At 43.2% G+C, this 19,961-nt stretch carries 14 protein-coding genes; 3 read left to right on the top strand and 11 right to left on the bottom strand.

The window, feature by feature from the left end; genetic code table 11:
* Nucleotides 1-34: 34 nt before the first annotated feature.
* Nucleotides 35-1,129: a redox-regulated ATPase YchF gene (gene ychF, locus AC438_RS09525; protein ID WP_053981027.1), complete on the top strand. Its 1,095-nt coding sequence runs from the start codon at nt 35-37 to the stop codon at nt 1,127-1,129.
* 274 nt (nt 1,130-1,403) lie between these two features.
* Here ychF and phoU read toward each other — a convergent pair whose 3' ends face one another.
* The 7 genes from phoU to AC438_RS09490 all read right to left on the bottom strand — a co-directional run bounded on the left by phoU (nt 1,404) and on the right by AC438_RS09490 (nt 10,495).
* On the bottom strand, nt 1,404-2,129 hold the full coding sequence (gene phoU, locus AC438_RS09520; RefSeq protein ID WP_172676675.1) for a phosphate signaling complex protein PhoU: 726 nt from the start codon (nt 2,127-2,129) through the stop codon (nt 1,404-1,406).
* 140 nt (nt 2,130-2,269) lie between these two features.
* Nucleotides 2,270-3,097 carry a phosphate ABC transporter ATP-binding protein PstB gene (pstB, locus tag AC438_RS09515; protein WP_202904739.1) on the bottom strand — a complete coding sequence of 276 codons (828 nt, stop codon included), beginning with the start codon at nt 3,095-3,097 and terminating at the stop codon, nt 2,270-2,272.
* A gap of 178 nt (nt 3,098-3,275) precedes the next feature.
* Nucleotides 3,276-4,571 carry a phosphate ABC transporter permease PstA gene (gene pstA / locus AC438_RS09510; protein WP_053981026.1) on the bottom strand — a complete coding sequence of 432 codons (1,296 nt, stop codon included), beginning with the start codon at nt 4,569-4,571 and terminating at the stop codon, nt 3,276-3,278.
* Nucleotides 4,564-5,964, bottom strand: coding sequence for a phosphate ABC transporter permease subunit PstC (pstC, locus tag AC438_RS09505; protein WP_053981046.1), 1,401 nt, complete (start codon nt 5,962-5,964; stop codon nt 4,564-4,566). Before pstC ends, pstA begins: the two co-directional genes overlap by 8 nt.
* A gap of 510 nt (nt 5,965-6,474) precedes the next feature.
* Nucleotides 6,475-7,515 (bottom strand): substrate-binding domain-containing protein, encoded by a 1,041-nt coding sequence (locus AC438_RS09500; protein WP_053981045.1) that lies wholly within the window; start codon nt 7,513-7,515, stop codon nt 6,475-6,477.
* A gap of 1,163 nt (nt 7,516-8,678) precedes the next feature.
* Nucleotides 8,679-9,515, bottom strand: coding sequence for a mechanosensitive ion channel family protein (locus AC438_RS09495; RefSeq protein ID WP_053981025.1), 837 nt, complete (start codon nt 9,513-9,515; stop codon nt 8,679-8,681).
* Nucleotides 9,516-9,622: 107 nt separating this feature from the next.
* Entirely contained in the window at nt 9,623-10,495 is an 873-nt protein-coding gene (locus tag AC438_RS09490; protein ID WP_053981024.1) for a hypothetical protein, read from the bottom strand.
* A gap of 92 nt (nt 10,496-10,587) precedes the next feature.
* Here AC438_RS09490 and AC438_RS09485 point away from each other — a divergent pair, with 92 nt between their 5' ends.
* Entirely contained in the window at nt 10,588-11,916 is a 1,329-nt protein-coding gene (locus tag AC438_RS09485; RefSeq protein ID WP_053981023.1) for a mechanosensitive ion channel family protein, read from the top strand.
* 154 nt (nt 11,917-12,070) lie between these two features.
* Nucleotides 12,071-12,613 (top strand): cytochrome b, encoded by a 543-nt coding sequence (locus tag AC438_RS09480; RefSeq protein ID WP_053981022.1) that lies wholly within the window; start codon nt 12,071-12,073, stop codon nt 12,611-12,613.
* A 183-nt stretch (nt 12,614-12,796) separates the two neighbouring features.
* On the opposite strand, the gene AC438_RS09475 is transcribed toward AC438_RS09480, so the two are convergent.
* The 4 genes from AC438_RS09475 to AC438_RS09460 form a co-directional block, all read right to left on the bottom strand.
* Nucleotides 12,797-14,404 carry a malectin domain-containing carbohydrate-binding protein gene (locus tag AC438_RS09475; RefSeq protein WP_053981021.1) on the bottom strand — a complete coding sequence of 536 codons (1,608 nt, stop codon included), beginning with the start codon at nt 14,402-14,404 and terminating at the stop codon, nt 12,797-12,799.
* A 490-nt stretch (nt 14,405-14,894) separates the two neighbouring features.
* Nucleotides 14,895-16,331, bottom strand: coding sequence for an aldehyde dehydrogenase family protein (locus AC438_RS09470; protein WP_053981020.1), 1,437 nt, complete (start codon nt 16,329-16,331; stop codon nt 14,895-14,897).
* A gap of 12 nt (nt 16,332-16,343) precedes the next feature.
* Entirely contained in the window at nt 16,344-17,984 is a 1,641-nt protein-coding gene (locus AC438_RS09465; protein WP_053981019.1) for an acetolactate synthase large subunit, read from the bottom strand.
* A gap of 1,375 nt (nt 17,985-19,359) precedes the next feature.
* On the bottom strand, nt 19,360-19,608 hold the full coding sequence (locus AC438_RS09460) for a hypothetical protein (protein WP_053981018.1): 249 nt from the start codon (nt 19,606-19,608) through the stop codon (nt 19,360-19,362).
* Nucleotides 19,609-19,961: the final 353 nt, after the last annotated feature.

The raw sequence follows: 19,961 nt of genomic DNA, 5'->3' as shown, positions 1-19,961 counted from the left end.
CTTTTAGATAACACCAGCCTTACAGGACATCATCATGGGTTTTAAATGCGGTATTGTTGGCCTGCCCAACGTCGGAAAATCTACTTTATTCAACGCGCTGACTCAATCAGGCATCGCCGCCGAAAACTTCCCGTTTTGCACCATCGAGCCTAACTCAGGGATTGTTGCAGTGCCCGATCCTCGCCAAGAAGCCATCAGCGCATTGGTTAACCCCGAAAAGCAAATCCCCACTACGATGGAGTTTGTTGATATTGCAGGCTTGGTCGCCGGTGCTTCTAAAGGTGAAGGGCTGGGCAATCAGTTTTTAGCAAATATCCGTGAAACCGAAGCAATTGCGCACGTTGTACGCTGCTTTGATGACGAAAATGTCATTCATGTTGATGGCGCCATCAACCCTGAGAACGATATCAGCACCATCAATACTGAGCTTGCGCTATCAGACTTAGACACTGCCGAAAAAGGCATTCAACGCCTAGCCAAGCTAGCCAAAGGTCAAGACAAGCATGCAATAAAAATGAAAGCGCTGCTCGAAAAAATATTACCTCATCTCAACGAAGCCCTCCCGCTTCGCTCACTCACAACGCTTACAGATGATGAGTTAACCGACCTTAAAGCCTTAAATTTTTTAACCTTAAAGCCCACTATGTATATTGCTAACGTGCAAGAAGATGGCTTTGAGAGCAACCCGCATCTAGACAAAGTGCGTGAGATTGCCGCCAGCGAAAATGCCATGGTCGTGCCTATTTGCAACAAGCTAGAGGCGGAAATCGCCGAACTTGAGGCTGATGAAGTGGCCGAGTTTTTAGAAGACTTAGGCATGGAGGAGCCGGGCCTAAACCGCGTTATTCGCGCAGGTTACGAGCTGCTCAACCTACAAACCTATTTTACAGCCGGCGTTAAAGAAGTGCGCGCATGGACAATTCCTGTTGGCGCAACAGCCCCTCAAGCAGCCGGTGTTATTCATACCGACTTTGAAAAAGGCTTTATTCGTGCAGAGACCATTGCCTATGATGATTTCATTGAATACAAAGGTGAACAAGGGGCAAAAACTGCTGGCAAAGCACGCAAAGAAGGTAAAGACTATATCGTTAAAGACGGCGATATTATGCACTTTCTGTTTAATGTTTAATGTTTAGCGCCACTATTGAGCCAAGCTGAAAAAATTCACCCGATAGGGGTAGGGTACTGATGAATTATTTTCTGGGCATTTAAACGCTGGAAGTACTCATAAACGCTAGAAGTGCTCATAAACGCTAGAAGTACTCATTAAGCAACGAACACAATAAGCAGATATAAAAAAACCACCCTTTAGGTGGTTTTTTTATATCTGCTTATTGGAAAGCCAACCCATTTCGGTCTCATTACATAGGCTTTGCAATTTTAACGCCTATTTCCTATAGCACCTACTCTCGCTCTTCAAGCTGCGCTTCGATTTCGCCCACGCTGGTATGTCGCACATCCATACCATGAACCAAGTAAATAACATGCTCGGCAATATTGCGAGCATGATCGCCAATACGCTCCAATGAGCGCAGAGCCCAAATAATATTCATAACACGTGTAATTGAGCGCGGATCCTCCATCATGTACGTTGCCAGCTCACGCATGGCAGACCCATAATCGCGATCGACTTGCTTATCGCCTTTAACAACCTGAATAGCTGTTTGTACATCAAAGCGAGCAAAAGCATCGAGTGATTGATTGACTAACGCTTGCACGCTGTTGCCGATATGGCGTAGCTCAACAAAACCACGTGGCGAGGTTGCACCGCCGGCATCGTTTAGCGCAATCGCCATATGAGCAATTTTATCAGCCTCATCGCCCATGCGCTCTAGATCACGGTTAGCCTTAGTTACCATCAGCACCAAGCGTAAATCAGAAGCTGCTGGCTGGCGGCGTGCCAAAACCAGTGTACACTCTTCATCTAAGGCCACTTCGCGGCGGTCAATTTCATCTTCGGTACGCAATACCTTTTCGGCGAGCTCACTATCGGCAGATTCAATCGCGCGTACTGCATCCGCTACCTGCTCTTCGACCAAGCCACCCATTTCTAGTAAATGCTCGCGCAAGTGCTCTAAATCGGTGTTGAATTGGCGAGATATGTGTTGGTCAATATGAAGATTTTCCATGATGTTACCTAAAAAGTACGTCAGTCATTGATTAAAAAGGCTGCCGTTTAAATAAAATTGAATGAGCCACCCAGCATTACATAAGTTTAAGCAAGCATTCAAGACTAAAACCCAACAAACATCAAATAATGGCAGCTATTTTAACCAAATCGACCAGTAATATAAGCCTCTGTGAGCTCATGATCAGGGTTTGTGAAGACTTTCTCGGTTTCGTTAACCTCGACGAGACGCCCTAAATGAAAGTACGCCGTGCGATTTGAAACACGTGCCGCCTGCTGCATAGAGTGCGTTACAATTGCGATCGTAAAGTTTTGGCTTAATTCGGCAATCAACTCTTCGATTTTGGCTGTTGCAATAGGATCAAGTGCCGAGCAAGGCTCATCCATTAGAATCACTTCAGGGCTTACCGCAATTGTGCGCGCAATACATAAGCGCTGCTGCTGCCCGCCCGAAAGACCTGTACCAGGTGACTCTAAACGGTCTTTAACCTCTTCCCATAGGCCAGCTTTGCGCAAACTAGACTCAACCACATCATCAAGGTCAGCACGGCGATTCACCAACCCATGAATACGCGGACCATACGCCACGTTATCATAAATAGACTTTGGGAATGGATTGGGCTTTTGAAACACCATACCTACGCGTGCGCGCAAAGGCACTACATCTAATTTACTGTCATAGATATCCATACCATCGAGCTGGATACTACCCTCTACACGGCAAATATCAATCGTATCGTTCATGCGGTTTAAGCAACGTAAAAAAGTTGACTTACCGCAACCAGAGGGCCCAATTAAGGCCACTACTTGGTTTTCAGCAATATCTAAGTTCACATCAAATACGGCTTGCTTTTGATCGTAATGCACATTGACATTACGCATAGCCAACTTGGCGTTTTGCGCCAAAGGCTTACCCACAGTTTCGGTGATGCTTTCGGCGATTTCGGTTGGGGATCTTTTAGCATTCATTGCATTCGATTCTGTTTTAGTTGTCTTTTTAGTACGCTCCACCTGCACAGTTTTGGCAGTCGGGGCTTTTGATTCAATAACGGTATCTTGCATTTTATTACACCTTTAGGATACAAGAGGGGAAATATGACGAAGCGTTGAGCTAAATGATACTTCCCGCATTATTTACAGACCACGCCTACCAACGGCGCTCTAAACGCTTGCGCAGTAATACCGCCATAGCATTCATAAACATCAAGAACATGAGCAGCACCATAATAGCGGCTGATGTTTTTTCGACAAACGCGCGCTCTGGGCTATCAGACCACAAGAATATTTGCACAGGCATCACCGTTGCAGGGTCTGTAATGGCTCCGGGTACATCCATAATGAAGGCAACCATACCAATCATTAATAGCGGTGCGGTTTCGCCTAGCGCCTGCGCCATGCCAATAATAGCTCCGGTGAGCATACCCGGCATTGCTAAAGGCAGCACATGATGCAAAATCATTTGCATTTTTGACGCACCAATACCTAATGCCGCCTCACGAATACTCGGGGGTACCGCTTTTACCGCTGCGCGGCTGGAAATAATAATCGTGGGCAGAGTCATTAACGTTAAAACAATACCGCCAACTAGCGGAATCGAGCGCGGCATTTCGAATAGGTTAATAAAAATGGCCAAACCTAATAAACCGAAAATAATCGACGGTACGGCGGCTAAGTTATTGATATTCACTTCAACAAAGTCGGTTAAACGGTTTTTAGGTGCATACTCTTCGAGATAAATTGCCGCCGCGACCCCCACAGGGAACGACAGCAATAATGTCACCATCATGGTCAGCAAACTGCCCATAATAGCGCCTCGAATACCAGCCATTTCAGGCTCGCTCGAATCGCCACTGGTAAAAAATCGCGTGTTGAAAATAGTACGAATCTCTTGCTTATCAATTAAATCTTGAACCCACTGCTGCTGTTTGTCGCTCATGCGCTCAGCATAAGGTACTGATGACAAGCTTTTGTAATAGGTGTCGATATCGTCATCAGCCAATATCCAGACATCAATAGAGGTATCGAGTAAATCAGGGTCTGCCGCTAACTGGTCACGTAAGTCGTAGGTCGCGCCAACACTGATCATGCTGTAGAGCGCACGCTTTTCTTTGCGCCCAGTGGCATCGGGAAAGCGCTCTTTAAGCGCATTGCGAATCACACCGGTGTAGTTACCAGCCAAGATTTCATCGGGGTTAGTCGCGTCATACACCTCGAGCACATCCGAGTCGAGCTCTAGGGTTAAGGCAACCTGTGTTGTTTTAAAACCACTTAAACCACCGCCAAAAATCTCAACAAACAAGACAAGCAACGCGCACAAACCAAACAAAACAGAGGCCAAGCCGTACGCTTTAAAACGCCTTTCGGAGGCATAGCGCTTAGCTAAACTTTTTTGTACCAGCGCGGCTTGCTGAGATAAAGGCTTACTATTATTAGGGCTAGTCATACTGCTCTCGATATTTCTTAACAATGTGAAGGGCAAAATAGTTCAAGCTCAGAGTGACCAAAAACAGCATCAATCCCAGAGCAAAAGCCGCCAGTGTTTTAGGGCTATCGAACTCTTGGTCACCAACGAGTAAGGTGACAATTTGTACTGTTACCGTAGTAACAGAGTCAAGCGGGTTCAGTGTTAAGTTGGCGGCTAAACCTGCCGCCATTACCACAATCATGGTTTCACCAATCGCACGTGAGGCCGCTAATAAAACGCCACCAACAATACCTGGCAGCGCAGCCGGAATCACCACTTGCTTGATCACCTCTGAACGTGTCGAACCCAAGCCTAACGCACCGTCACGCAAAGATTGCGGTACGGCATTAATCACATCATCAGACAAAGACGATACAAATGGAATAATCATGACGCCCATAACAAGCCCCGCCGCTAATGCGCTTTCAGAGCTAATGGGCAACCATTGATCCAAACCAATACTCAGGCCCATATCGCGAATAAAAGGCGCCACTGTTAAAGCAGCAAAAAAGCCATATACCACCGTAGGAATACCCGCCAATACCTCGAGCATTGGTTTAATAATGTCACGTATACGTGAACTGGCATATTCAGATAAGAAAATTGCCGTCATCAAACCGCAAGGTACGGCAATAATTAAGGCAATTAGGGCAATTAACAAAGTGCCGGTAAATAAAGGAATAGCGCCAAAACTGCCGGAGCTTCCTTCTTGGTCGGCACGAATAGCCATTTGCGGGCTCCACTCTAGACCAAACAAAAAGTCAATAGGCGATACCATGGCAAAGAAGCGGATCGACTCAAATAGCACCGATACAACAATGCCGATCGTCGTTAAAATCGCGAGACTAGAACACAAAAACAAAAAGCTTCTAAAGACGCGCTCCACCTGATAGCGCGCCTTGAGCTGTGGATTGATGCGTGACCACACCACAATTGATGTGCCGAGAGCACACGCTAACACCAAGCCCGTTAAGGCCCAGCGGCTAATCGACTGCATGGAATGTAAATGCTGAGCGGCTGCCACCATATAATCAGGTGCACTCTCGGAGCCTGCCGCATCAACCGATACATTGTAAATTTGGTTAAAGAGTAAATTAAGATTACCACCGACACTCTCTGCTGCTTCAGCAGGTAAAGTCGCAATAATTGCGCTTCGAATAATCGCGTCATCAAACAAAGACCACACGGCGAAGACTAAAAAGCTGGGAATGGCGCACCACAAAGCAGTCAATGCACCATAATAGAAAGGTAAAGAATTTAAAAAACGTATGCCGCCAACATTTTGCGAAATAGCAACCGAGCGCGAGCGCCCCACTACAAAGGCAATAATGCCCAACACAAAAATAGCAATAACAAGTACTGAAGATTCCACAGTCGTTACACCTAACCTAAATGCAAAAAAATAGCCCACAATTCATAGGGGCTATTCTCGGGGATGATAATGTCAGCTTGATGACGATTAACGCTTTAATAAGGTACTGAGACATAACAAGGTACACCGTAAGTTTATACATTGATTGTCCAAACCCTTGTGTATTGAGTTCGTAACGATTTCAGACATACCGGCATAGACACCATTGCCTCGATTTGCCCAAGCCATCGATGGGCGTCATTAAAACGCCCTGACGTAATGCCCAGCAAAACCCATAACACCCTTCCGGGTGAAACCTGCCGCTTGACTGAATAGTTACTTTAATCCTTATATTATGCTTTCAATACATTATTTGCGCTAACTACGTTATGCAAGAGTCACCAGCTACTACCGCCGTCCTTGTAAGTTTATGCCGACATTCGCTGGTCAGTCGACGACCAATCAGCGAATTGTAACAAAAATGTCATACAACGGTAAATTTTGGGCGCAACATTAGCATAGTTTTTCTATTTACAGTGAAAGAGATTGTAGGTTCTTAACACTGGCGCCAACTTTAGCGCGCTCAGCATCAGATAAAGGAATTAAACCTTTCTCGGTCAAATAACCTTCTTCACCCCAAGCACGGTCATGGGTAAACTCAGCCAAAAATTCTTCAATACCAGGAATAACGCCAACATGGGCTTTTTTCACATAGAAGTATAAAGGGCGAGAAACCACATAGCTGCCATCAGAAATACTTTCAAAAGTAGGGGCTTGACCACCCACTTTTGCCGCTTGTACTTTATCAGCATTTTGGTCAAGGAAGCTAAAACCAAAGATGCCCAAAGCTTGTGCGTTTTCGCTCAACTTACGTACAATTAAGTTATCATTTTCGCCCGCTTCAACATAAGCGCCATCTTCACGAACACCGTGACACAAGGCTTTGTACTTGCTTTTGTCTGTTTTCTTCATGGCTTTGATCCAGCCAAACTGCTTACAACCACCTTCCATCGCTAGCTCAACAAATGCATCACGCGTACCTGAAGTGGGCGGCGGACCAAGTACTTCAATTTTAGTCGCAGGCAAGACAGGGTTAACGTCTTTCCATGTTTTATAGGGGTTTTCAATTAAAGTCTCTTTGCCATCGGGACTCGGTACATATTTAGCCAAGCCCAAGAAGATATCTTTCAGGCTTAAAGTCATTGGCTTAGCCTTGATAGAGTTTGCCAATACAATACCGTCATAACCAATCAACACTTCAACAATGTCTTTTACGCCATTCGCTTGGCAGTCTTTATATTCGCTCTCTTTGATGCGACGCGATGCATTGGCCACATCAGGGAACGCAACGCCAACACCTTTACAAAACTCTTTAAAGCCGCCACCGGTACCAGTTGGCTCAATCTTGGGGGCTTTGAAATTCGTTTTACGACCAAAGCGCTCAGCCACAACCTTAGAAAACGGAAATACAGTAGAAGAACCCACCACCATGATGTGATCACGGTTGGCAAACGCCTGTGGCGCTACAGAAAAACCCGCTACACACGCAGCTGCTAAAAGTAATTTTTTCACAATTAAACCCTCGTTTATAAAATTGTCGCCGACAAAGCGTTCGGCTAATACCTTTTTAAGTCGGTCCATCGTAGTCGCCAAATGTGACAGTTTTGTTTCAGTTTTATGGAAAGTTGATCTAGAACACAATTAGATTAAAAACGATACAGCAATGCATACATAATACTGCTCCAATCGATTACCCCCATCACCTGCCCGCCGAGCACTCAGCGAGTCAACCCATGCTGCTCCTATGGAATCAATAAGCCTCATTATCACTGCGTTAAATCGCAATCTCGGATGCGCTGTGTCTTGGGTGACGTTATGTATGGTATTTGTGACAACAGCTGCGCGCCGCCTTGAATTACAACCCAATCGGTACCCAAGGGCTCGTCACTTATCTTCATGCAGCAGCCATCATGTGCGCTAGCGGTTCTACTTTGGCAGAACAAGGTCATGTGCCGGTCGATATTTTTGACCGCCACTTTAAGCCCTATCAACAAGCGCGGGGTGATCTTGTCGGCAGCCTATTTTATTACCTTTTACGCTGGCCACCATTGTACTGAGCTGAGACCTCGTACGTATCGTGGTCTTTAAAAGAAGCCTCTAATGACGCCGGCGGTATCGGTCTGTACTTATTTTAAGATCGCTCTTAATTGTCAATTGCATCGTACTCACACTGCAAGCAATCACTGATACGCTGCAACAACTTATCATTATTGACCAACATGTGCACAGCGTTGTGGCAAACAAGCAATAATGGAATGGATCCCTTTTTTACTTTTTGGCTGTATGCACCTTGCATTAATGCTGGGCTATCGGGTTACTTTCCCTGTAGGCGGCGTTAGCTTGTGGTTCGTCGGCATTGGGGTAACCAGTGGTCACTTCGTCCACAATGATTGATTTTTATACCTGAACGCTTATTGGGTATTTTCACCAAAACAACTTTAATTGCTGTGCCATTTTTTGTATTTATAGGGGTTTTGTTAGTGCGCACAAAGTTAGCCGAAGAGCCACTCAAATATGGTCCAAGCCTATGGAGAGATAGCGCCAAAAGAGATAAAAATGAGTGATATCTATAAAGGTATTATACCCTGCATTATGATTCAACTCGCTGTGCTTTTGTAACTCGCATTTAACCCCAAGCTTGTGACCGGGTTGCCCAAGTAGATCAGCGATACTCCTTAGGGCGCTTTGTTCATGACAGGGAAATCTTGGGTCTGTGAGCCGGCATAGACGGTTAAATGCGGGAAAGGAATTTCTATGTCATTGTCATCAAATGATTTTTTAATCGTCTCGTACATACTATTTTTAAGCGTTAAAAAATTTTCACGTTTAGCCCAAATCGAAAATTGCAAATCAATAGAGGATGCCCCAAAACCCTGAACAATAAATAAAGGTGCGGGCTCAACCAAACATAATGGATTTTTATTGGCAATCTCTAATAGCAATTCACGTACAGCTTCGATATCTTCTTTATAGGCAATACCGATCATTAAATCAGCTCGCCGAATAGGGTATTTTGTGAGCGTGGTCACTTCTGATTTAATCATTGTTTCATTGGGTATTCGCACAAATAAATTATCAAAAGTTCGTAACTTAACCGATAGCCAATCAATAGAGATAACCTCGCCTGTCGTACTTCCCACTCGAATAACATCTGCTATCGAAAAAGGTCGCTCTGCCATCAGAAAGATACCGCTAATTACATTAGACGCCGAGGTTTGCGAAGCAAAACCTATCGCGACTGTTAAAATACCTGCCGCACCTAAAACGACACTCAAATCAAAGCCTAATTGGCGTAATGCCGATATGCCAAACAATGCAAATATGCCATAAAATAAAACACGCTTGAGCACAAGATGACCATGAGCGGTAAAATGTTTATGTGTGATTTTGATAACAGTGACACTCACCAAACGGCCTAAAAAGTAACCCGCCATTAGCAATAAAATAGCGCGTGCAATAGGCAAGAGTTTAGAGGACTCTAAAAGAACTAAAAAACTTTTGACTTCTTCCATAATAGACTCATTAACAAGGTTTCCGCCCCTTAGGTAGGGTAGGTTTAATTTGTGGTTGACAATTAACTTAAGTATCGATTAATGGCGGTGACACAATGCCATTAGCACTAGGCAAATAAACTACTTAGTGCCCGAGTAAAGGCGTGCTTTTCTATTTTAATACGTGGCTCAGCCACAAGCGTCGCCTCTTTTGCCTCTTCCGGCGCCTGCTTAGCCAGCAGCAACTCGGCCAGCTCGCCCCCTTCATCGCGTGTGACGGTTAACAACTGGGTCCATAATTGATGATTAACATCACTATACAAACTCAGTAAAGGGACAGGGATATTTAATCGCTCAATATCGAGCGGCGCATCACGCTTATTATTGACCACTATAGGCGTAATAGCACGATGCGCTCTGGGCGTGAGTAAATCCAGTTGTAGTCGTGCATCGGTATACTTGGCATAACAGAATTCACCATCGCGTGTATTCGCGCCAAACCACGAATCAGAGGGCTGCCAAAACGGAGTATCTAGCATGATTAAATGGCCCGGCATCGCAGAGGCCTGAAACCATAACGGCGTACTCACATAAATGCGCGCCTGCTCGCCAGCAAGTAGACGTACCGGAGAGCTTAAGCGTACAACAATAGAGCGATCGGCCAGTGCGGGCGCAATATGCAGCTCACCAGTGGTCGGCGCTTGCAGATGGCGCATGAGACTTTTAAGGTGTACACGCCGAATATCGCAATACTTTGTGCTACCGAGTAAGTGCTCTTGATGCGCCAATGTATCAGCCTCTTCCAAGGCCGTAACCTGCAAAGCTTGAGCATCTAAAACGCGACAAATGAGCGGTTCCCACACTTCCTCAGGAGTTTCGATATTCCAGCTATTCCACTCCGAGGCTTTGCGCTCAATCACAATGGCTCGCTCGCCGAGCGTCCAGCTTAGTGCTTGACCTTGTACCACATTAAAATCGCCCCACCACTGTGTTTGCAACACAATAATCTCCCGTAAAATAGAAACAATTATATGCCTTGCCGAAGCCATTTAGGTGTATTCTTCACACATTATTTTGTACTTTAGAGGCCATCATGGAAAAACCCCAGCTCGCTAATTTACTCACGACAGCCCAAGAGCATACTATCACTGCACTCTCGCAATCGGCTACGTATGTACAGCTGAGTATCGTATTAACAATATACTTGAGTGCCTTTTTTTTAGGCCGCCGCATTAAAAAAAGTAGCCGGTTATTTAATCAGCCACTGTCCACCCTTGAAGCTTATCCTTTACGACTTTTTGCTGCAAAGCTAGGTAACTTTATTTTCCCACTCATTGCGATTTGCTTCTTACGCTTATCAGTAGAACTCACCGCAGTCACCTTACAGCAAGGCTGGCTTGTTCAAACAGCACTCACCATAGCGCTGTTATTACTTTTTAACTCCTTTATTAACAGCTTTGTAAATAATGCTGTCATTACCAATATTTTGCGCTGGCTTGGCATACCAATGATTTTTTTACATATGGTGGGTGTACTGCCTGGGCTTATTAGTGTTTTAGAATCGATATCCATGACCGTTGGTAACATCAATATCTCAGCTTATGGCATTGTACGCGTCACGATTTTTGGCTCGCTATTATTTTGGTTAGGACGAGTGTCCAACACTACGGGTAAAAGTATTATTCGGCGGCAAAAAAATCTAGATCTGCGTACCAAAGAGGTTGCAGCTAAGCTATTTGAAATTGGAATTTTCGTTTTAATTACACTGGTATTACTACAGATTATGGGGATTAATTTAACCGCACTGGCTGTTTTTGGTGGTGCCGTTGGTGTAGGTCTAGGCTTTGGTTTGCAAGCTATCGCCTCTAACTTTATTTCTGGTATTATTATTTTATTAGATCGCACCGTATCGATTGGCGATTATGTGGAGCTGGCAGATGGCAGCACGGGTATTGTACGCGAGCTCAGTATGCGTTCCACAACCCTAGAAACCTACGACGGTAAAGACATTGTAGTACCGAACGAAAAATTTATTGTTGAGAAGTTCATCAACTGGACACACAAAAACCAAAAGCAGCGCTATCGCGTTGACTTTAGTGTTGCTTACAACTCCGATATCCGCAAACTCGTCAATATTATTAAGGCCGTTGTAGCCAGTCACCCACAAGTACTTAGTGGTGAAGAGCTCCCTATCGAGGAGCGCCCAGACTGTGAAATCGACAGCTTTGGCGATTCAGGGATTAATATGTTTGTAGAGTTTTGGATGGAAGGTATTGATGATGGCCCTAATCGTGTGGGCGGCGATCTATTATTATTGATTTTAGAGGCGCTGCAAGAGCATGGTTTCTCAATACCCTTTCCTCAACGCGAAGTCCGAGTGCTTAACGAAGCCTTTAGTGTTTCGCCTATCAAAAAGGCTTAACGACTCTGTTATGGGTCGGTGTCACCGAGATATCATATTAGACAAGTAGACTCGACCTATGATGCCTGCAATAGGCCGCATTTAATAAACAGTATTCAAATAGACTGCACCATCACAATTGTGATGAGTACTCAATGACAATAGAGAACGGATCATGAAAGATATACACAGTAAATTTAGCCCTATCACTATTAGCCTGCACTGGATTATTGCATTGAGTATTATAATAATGCTGGTTTTTGGTTTGTATTTAGAGGAGCTACCACGCAGCCCCGAAAAGGGCGCATTAATGGGATTACATAAATCATTTGGCACTATCATTCTATTATTGGCTGTTATACGAATTTATTGGCGTATAAAAAATGGCTTTCCTAAACCACTCAGTCAAGGCCCAAATTGGCAAATGACCCTAGCAAAATTCACGCACTGGGTATTAATTACTGGCACAGTATTTATGCCTTTGTCTGGCATTTTTATGTCTGTCGGCGGTGGCTATGGTTTAGCTGTTTTTGGTATTCAAGTCATCCCTAAGATAGAAGCCATAGAGATACTTGGGCAAATCGGTGGTGCCATCCATGGCATTGGCAGCAAGCTACTGATTCTTTTTATTGTGCTGCATATTTTTGGCGCAATAAAACATCAATTTATTGATAAAGACGGTACGATCGCACGTATGCTTGGCTCAAAAATAGATTAATAAAGTCCTCAAAAACGACGATGAGTACATAGACAATATATCTCGAACTTTATACTGACTAAATGTCTTCACAGGCTGTACCAAATACCTAGGCATATAACGCTTCGAGCAACGCCGCTGAGAAAGTAGAAAACAGAGACTGGAGCATTACTGCCTCACCCCTACCCTATGCATACCGTTAAGTTACTTAGCTGAGATATCAAAGTAATCATAAATAAAGCCGTCTTCACGGCCTGCCAGTGTAATATAGTGTTCACCAGTGCCAGCGACATCAATCACTTGTGTAATGGTCGCCCATTTATTCTTACCGCTAATATCAACGCGGCCGTCTAAGTGAGTGCGCATATCTGGGTCGGCGGTGTGCCCGTAATGACCGCTACCTGAATCGGTATTGTGGCGAAATGCACGTATTTTTAATTCATACTTACCCGCTTTCGGTAAATTAACACGGTAATACACTTTAGGGGCTAAGTCTTTATTGGGCCCCCAGTTACTACCGCCATGTGGCGCCTCATTGTGGTTGTCGTATAGCATGTCGGGTAACAAACTTAACACCGCCTTGCCACTCGCCGCGTTAATCACTTGATCATAGTTAAAACCGTTGTTGGCGCTATTATTTTCGATCGGATTACACTGCCAGCGTTTTATCATTTCTGTCACACCTAGTCCTTTGGCATCTTCGCGACCAGTGCCAGTTGTTTTAGGCTCAAAGAAAGTATTTAACTGACTGCGACCCCAACCATTGGCAATAATTTGCTTCACTGTTTGGCCGCCATATTTCACACTATTATTGTTAAGCTCTTCCAGTTCGGTTTTCGCCATCGCGCAGCGGTCGGCAAACTCTGGATGGTCTTTAACCCTAAAGGTATCGGTTTGCACCATAAACCAACGAGCACCGCGATAATCACGATTCCCATAACGCTGAGTGGCAAAGTGCTCAGCCTCAATACGTGTTGTGCCTGTTACTTTTACCGTATGAAAATATTTCTCCATACGCTCCTGCTCGGTCATATTACCAAAAAGCGGACCTTCGTGACCTCGTGGGTCAAAATTACCCGTAGGCACAGAGCTATAAGAAGCACTTGAGCTGCTTACTGAGCTCATCGAATCATTTACCACTGCCGCATTAGAGGGCCATACCGTAATAGCCGCTAAAGTCGGGTTTTCGGTATGGCTGATTGCATCGATATTTAGAATGCCATCGGTAATGCGTATGCCATCTTGAATAACTGTATACGCCGTATCGTGCCCGACGGTAGCGATCAGATCTAAGCGATCAACCGCTTTGTAGCCTTCAATATCGATACTAAAGATACGCTTTTGCGCGTTGGTAAAATATTGCTCAGCAAACTGTAATTCAATACGATACACACCATCATCGACTTGCAGCTGGTAACCAAACTCACCAAAGCGCTCACTCTGAAAAAGTGCGTCACTCATCGTCGCGCTAATAGGGTCATTGCTCGAACCTACCTTACCGCCATTAAAATAATCATCTGCTTCATACACAATATCCATCACTGTGACCGCATCACCGCCAACATTAATCGCCCATACCGGCTGCAAAATAGCAGCACGACTGGAGCTAGAAATTATTGCAGATGTGCTATGAATGGCCACGCTACTGCTAGCCATAGAGCTAACGGCTTGCACGCTAGAAACCTGCGAACTAACGGCCTGAAAGCTCGAAAACGCGACACTCGATGAGCTGGGTTGGGCTGGCTGCTTCGTAGCAACACAACCGCTGACACACAATGAGAAAGCACTCATTAAAATCAATTTTTTATTCATAGGATGATGCTTTGAGAAATGAATATTCAGCGCTGAATCAACCACGCAAGGAAAAATACATAAATGGTGAATAAAACACCAGATAATGCTCAATATTATCCAACAATTGCATCCTATGCATGCATAAAATGCATGCCCTGCCACAAGGTTCACACTTTTTGCTACGACGAACACCCTGACTACGACAGTACATCGCAGACTCGATAGCACCAGAGCCATGCCACTCATCATACTGTATCAAAAATGGAGATACTCAAATGACGACTATTTTATCGCCTTTAGGCAACGGCCTGATAAAGGCATAGAAAAGGGCATAGAAAAGGGCGCCTAGACTGCATTAAGAGAGTGCAAGATCAAGCTTTGAGGAGCATAGAATCAAAAAATATAGAATTAAGAGCTGCCAGCCCAGAGGAAACTACGCCCATGCATCCATGCTGGGGGTAGAGGCTGTATAAGCGATTCGAGAGTTGGCCCCTGCAGGCCTAGATAACTACTTAGATTTATCTCGAATCACAAGTAATCTTATTTCTGTCATATCTTCTATAGCGTAGCGAATACCCTCTCGCCCAACACCCGAATCCTTCACGCCACCATATGGCATGTTATCAACCCTAAAGCTAGGCACATCACCGATGACTACACCGCCAACATCTAATACATCCCAGGCCTTTTGGATTTTAGTAATATCTTTGGTAAAGATACCAGCCTGTAAGCCAAACTTACTTTGATTGACCTCTTCAAGCGCACGGTCAAAATCATCAAATGGTGACAGCGTAACAACAGGCCCAAAAGCTTCTTCAGTATTAATTAATGCATCTGAGGAAACATTTTCTAATACAGTAGCTTCTAAAAAGGCATCATTTTTATGACCACCTGTTAGTATGCTTGCACCCTTGGTAATTGCGTCATCGATCCAAGATTTCAGCCTTGCAGCTTCTGACTCTGCGATCATCGGCCCAATAAAAGTCGCCTCATCTTTCGGGTCGCCCATTTTTAGCGTGCTAACTTTAGAGATAAATTTTTGTTTAAATGTATCGTAGACATCACTATGCACTAGCAAGCGCTGAACGCCAATACAGCTTTGACCTGACTGATAAAACGCACCAAATATAATGCGCTCAACCGCGTCATCAAGATCATCTGTATCACTATCAACAACGCAAGCTGCGTTGCCACCCAACTCTAAAACTACAGGTTTTTTACCCGCTTTAGCCTTTAGTGCCCAGCCCACATCTGGCGAGCCCGTAAAACTCAATAGTTTTAATCTCTCATCTACTGTAAATAAATCTGCACCGTCTCGGCTACAAGGCAGTATTGAGAATGCACCTTTAGGCAAGTTGGTTTCAGCCAAGATTTCACCAATTAATAACGCACCTATCGGGGTCCGGCTAGCTGGCTTTAATATAAATGGGCACCCCACTGCCAGCGCTGGAGCAATTTTATGGGCTGCCAAGTTAAGAGGAAAGTTAAACGGTGAAATAAATGAACAAGGGCCTATCGGTACACGCTTTGACATGGCTGAGTAGCCTTTGGCGCGCGGCGTTATTTCTAAATTTATCACTTCGCCATTTATTCTAACAGATTCCTCTGAAGCAATTTTGAAGGTATCAATTAATCGCTGAACCTCACCTCTAGCATCTTTTATTGGCTTACCGGCTTCAATACATAACGCCATAGCAAGCTCATCAAAACGCTCTTCAAATCGCTTAACGCAATGCTGCAGTATATTTTGTCGGTCATAAGGCGCCATAGCTTGCAACAAAGGCTGGCTCTGAACAGCAGCATCAATTGCTTCATCTATTGCGTCAACATCAGCCATGGCGACATAGGTAACGGTTTCACCTGAATATTTATCAGTGACAGGGAGGTCTTTGTTGGCAAATACAGCTTGATTTGCAAGGTAATAAGGGTAACTTTTGTTTAGCATAGCAATCGCCTTTTAAACTTTACTACTCAATATTCGAAGTTCATGATTAAGAATTTTATCATTTTCACTATAATCAATCGGAACATCTATTAGATGAACAGCATGCTCATTCATACAAGATTTAATGAGCGGTAACAATTCGTCTGCTGCTGCAATTCTATGACCTTTACCTCCATAGGCTTCGACATATTTTACAAAATCTGGATTACCATAATCTAAGCCGTAATCTTCAAACTCCATATTAGCCTGCTTCCATTTTATCATCCCGTATGCATCATCTCTTAATATAAGAATAATTAAATGTTGTTTAAGCCTTATTGCCGTTTCAAGCTCTTGGCTATTCATCATGAATCCACCGTCGCCACAAATGGCCATAACCGGTCTATCTGGGTGTACCAGTTTGGCCGCCATAGCCGACGGCAGTCCTGCCCCCATCGTTGCGAGTGCGTTATCCAATAATACTGTATTGGGCTTTTTAGCTTTATAGTTGCGGGCAAACCATATTTTATAGACGCCATTATCTAAGGCGATGATGCCATCATCTGGCATTGCTTTTCTAACGTCTGCGACAAGACGTTGAGGGTATATTGGAAAACGGTCGTCGTCACAGCCATGCGGTAATTCTTTTTCTTCTGCGGCTTTAACTTTATCGAAATAACTAAAGTCCCAATGTGCCTGCGGCTTAATCTGCTCCAATATCGCCCATACACCATTGGCAATATCACCTACCACTTCGACTTGCGGAAAATAAACTTGATCAACTTCTGCGGCATTATAATTAATATGGATAACTTGTTTTTCATTAGATCGCATGAAAAATGGAGGTTTTTCTACAACATCATGCCCCACATTAATAATGAGATCTGCGTGCTCTATTACTCGGTGAACAAAGTCACCATCGGATAGCGTTGTATTACCTAAAAATAAAGGATTAGACTCATCAACAACCCCTTTACCCAGCTGAGTAGTGACAAAGGGAATCTTTAATTCATCGACAAAGCGGCTTAACATCTTACTGGTCATTTTACGGTTAGCCGCAGCACCAATAAGTAGTAGAGGCGACTTAGCGAGTTCAATTAAATTAACGGCTCTATCTATGGCTTTGCGCTCTGCAATTGGTCTTCGAATAGTGCTTTCAGCAATAAGATTAGGATTAACTTCTTCAACGGCTATATCTTCTGGCAACTCTAAGTGAGTGGCACCAGGACGCTCAGAACTAGCAATCCGGAAGGCTTCTCTTATATGAGAGGCAATGCGCTCAGCACTCACTATTTGCGCCGTATATTTTGTAATTGGCCTCATCATATCAACAACATCTAACACCTGAAATCGACCTTGCTTACTGGCTTTTATGGGTTTTTGGCCAGTAACCATGAGCATTGGCATCGCACCTAATTGTGCATAAGCCGCTGAGGTGACAAGATTGGTGGCACCAGGACCTAAAGTAGACATGCAAACCCCTACTTTACCGGTAAGGCGACCATAAGTGGCTGCCATAAACCCAGCCGCTTGCTCATGCCTTGTTAAAATCAGCTTAATATTTGAGCTTCTAATAGACTCAAGTAGGTCCAAATTTTCTTCACCTGGTATACCAAAAATATATTCAACGCCTTCTTGCTCTAATGCTTTTACAAATAAATCTGAAGCTTTCATATTTTTATCCCCAATTAGTTATATGCACAAAGTCATTGACTGTTGATATTTCAAAGTAGCACGATTCATGCTCGAAATCGCATGAGTCGTTACACCCTCTATTGAACTTGACCTCTGTTTGACTTTAAAAGGCTTGACTTTAAAAGATCTACCTTTAAGGACAACAAAATCTCTAACAATACTTAAAATATATGGATACTTTTTCGAGCGCTTCTGCTGAGGAGCTAAGTTTTATTGATTAAAGCCCAAATCTTAGATTAATCACCTAAACATTACAAATAAAATTAACTAATCTTAATTAAAGATCTTATTGATATTACAAAGTATAAATTCTTTGCTCACTAGAATTATGAATGCGTAATCAAAATAAAACGAGAATACCAAAAAATCTATCATATTACCGTCAAATTTACGATATCCACCGCCAAACTGTAGTATGCCTAACAATATTCTGTTTTACTTCACCCAATACCCCCAATACATTAGCATCAAAAAAGCAAAGTCATAGTAATTGCCAATATGACAACAAGCAGGACTACTATAGTTCCCACTAAGACAGCGACGCATGATTGGCTATATCACACTATAATCAATACCAACAACCCAATTACATTAACTAAAATAGAAAAATATTAGAATGAAGCAATGCAGACTTCGAATCGGTAAAATGGAAATTACCATACAAATATTTTTTGGTAGAGAAGGAGAGAAATAATGACTAATAATTAAAATTTTATTTATCAGCAGTCAATTCATAAAATAATTAAATTTAAAAAAATTATAACTAAACCATTTCATCAATCGTGATAATTTTTAATGAGAGCCTATCACTTATGGGGATAACATTTTTTTATAAGCATAACATCTACTAATATCACTAACTCCGCGCTAGACAAATTTAATCGCAATACAACATATTTATATATGACGATGAATATCGAAACGGCATGATAATGGATTATTGACTAAGCCACTCAAGCAATATGAGCATACAGTTTTTATAGCTAGGCGAACCCGCTCTTCTAAAGATCGGCTACAGCAATAATTTAACTAACAAGATTAAGATAATAAGGGTATGCTTAATGAAGCTAACAATCACTGATTGCGTAATCAAGCATAAGAGCCTGTAGGCCAGCTAGACTTTAAATGAAAAAGCACGATTAAGGCTCAGCAAATAATACAGGCAACACTAAAGTCAATACAGAGGCAGCACTATTGAATCAAGGGCAATAATACCAACACGGATTGAATAAAGATTACCGTATAAGAGAAAAAAGAACGCTATGGAGGGGCATGTGAGGGGCCCAATCAAACTATAATTGAAAGACTGGGCGTTATATAAGATATTCATTGAACGGGATGTGCAAGTTCAATCTTATTTAAGCTCGGCAACTGTCTCATCAAAAAGTCTAGCAGCATCTTGGTTAAACAAAAAATTTTCTCGAATAAATAATAAGGTTTTTTTCTCAATATCGGACACTCTAACGCCCTCTTTAACAGATGTAATAAGGTCCCATACATCGTCTTGCGAGAGTTCACGAGCACCTTGCTCTGCGGTATAATCTTGAACCAAATCCAACAGTTCTTTTTCATACTTTTCGCCATCTATTGATATATAAGTCATAAGAATTCCACATATGAAATATTAATAAAAACCGCTGCAACCCTTAGCCCTTACTAAATAAGAGTTACAGCGGAAACCTGAGTATTAACACCAAACAAAATATATCACGGTAAACATACAGCTAAAAGCATAAATTTAACAAGTACTTTAAACCCAGCACTCATTAGAACCAATAAAAATCCATAAAGCGGTCCTTTTGTAACTATTAAGAGGACTAAATTGACATCAATGAGTGATGACTTTAAGTATTCAAGTCATCTGCGACTCGTATTAATTGACTTTGCGCCCCGCAAAGTCAATACCCGGCGTATCCATACTGGGGTACGACACTATATAAGTGCTTAGTATCGCTC

The sequence above is a fragment of the Marinagarivorans algicola genome (assembly GCF_001292705.1).
Lineage (GTDB): Bacteria > Pseudomonadota > Gammaproteobacteria > Pseudomonadales > Cellvibrionaceae > Marinagarivorans > Marinagarivorans algicola.
Note: the sequence above shows the minus strand (reverse complement) of the source record. Positions and strands in the feature narration are given on the sequence as shown.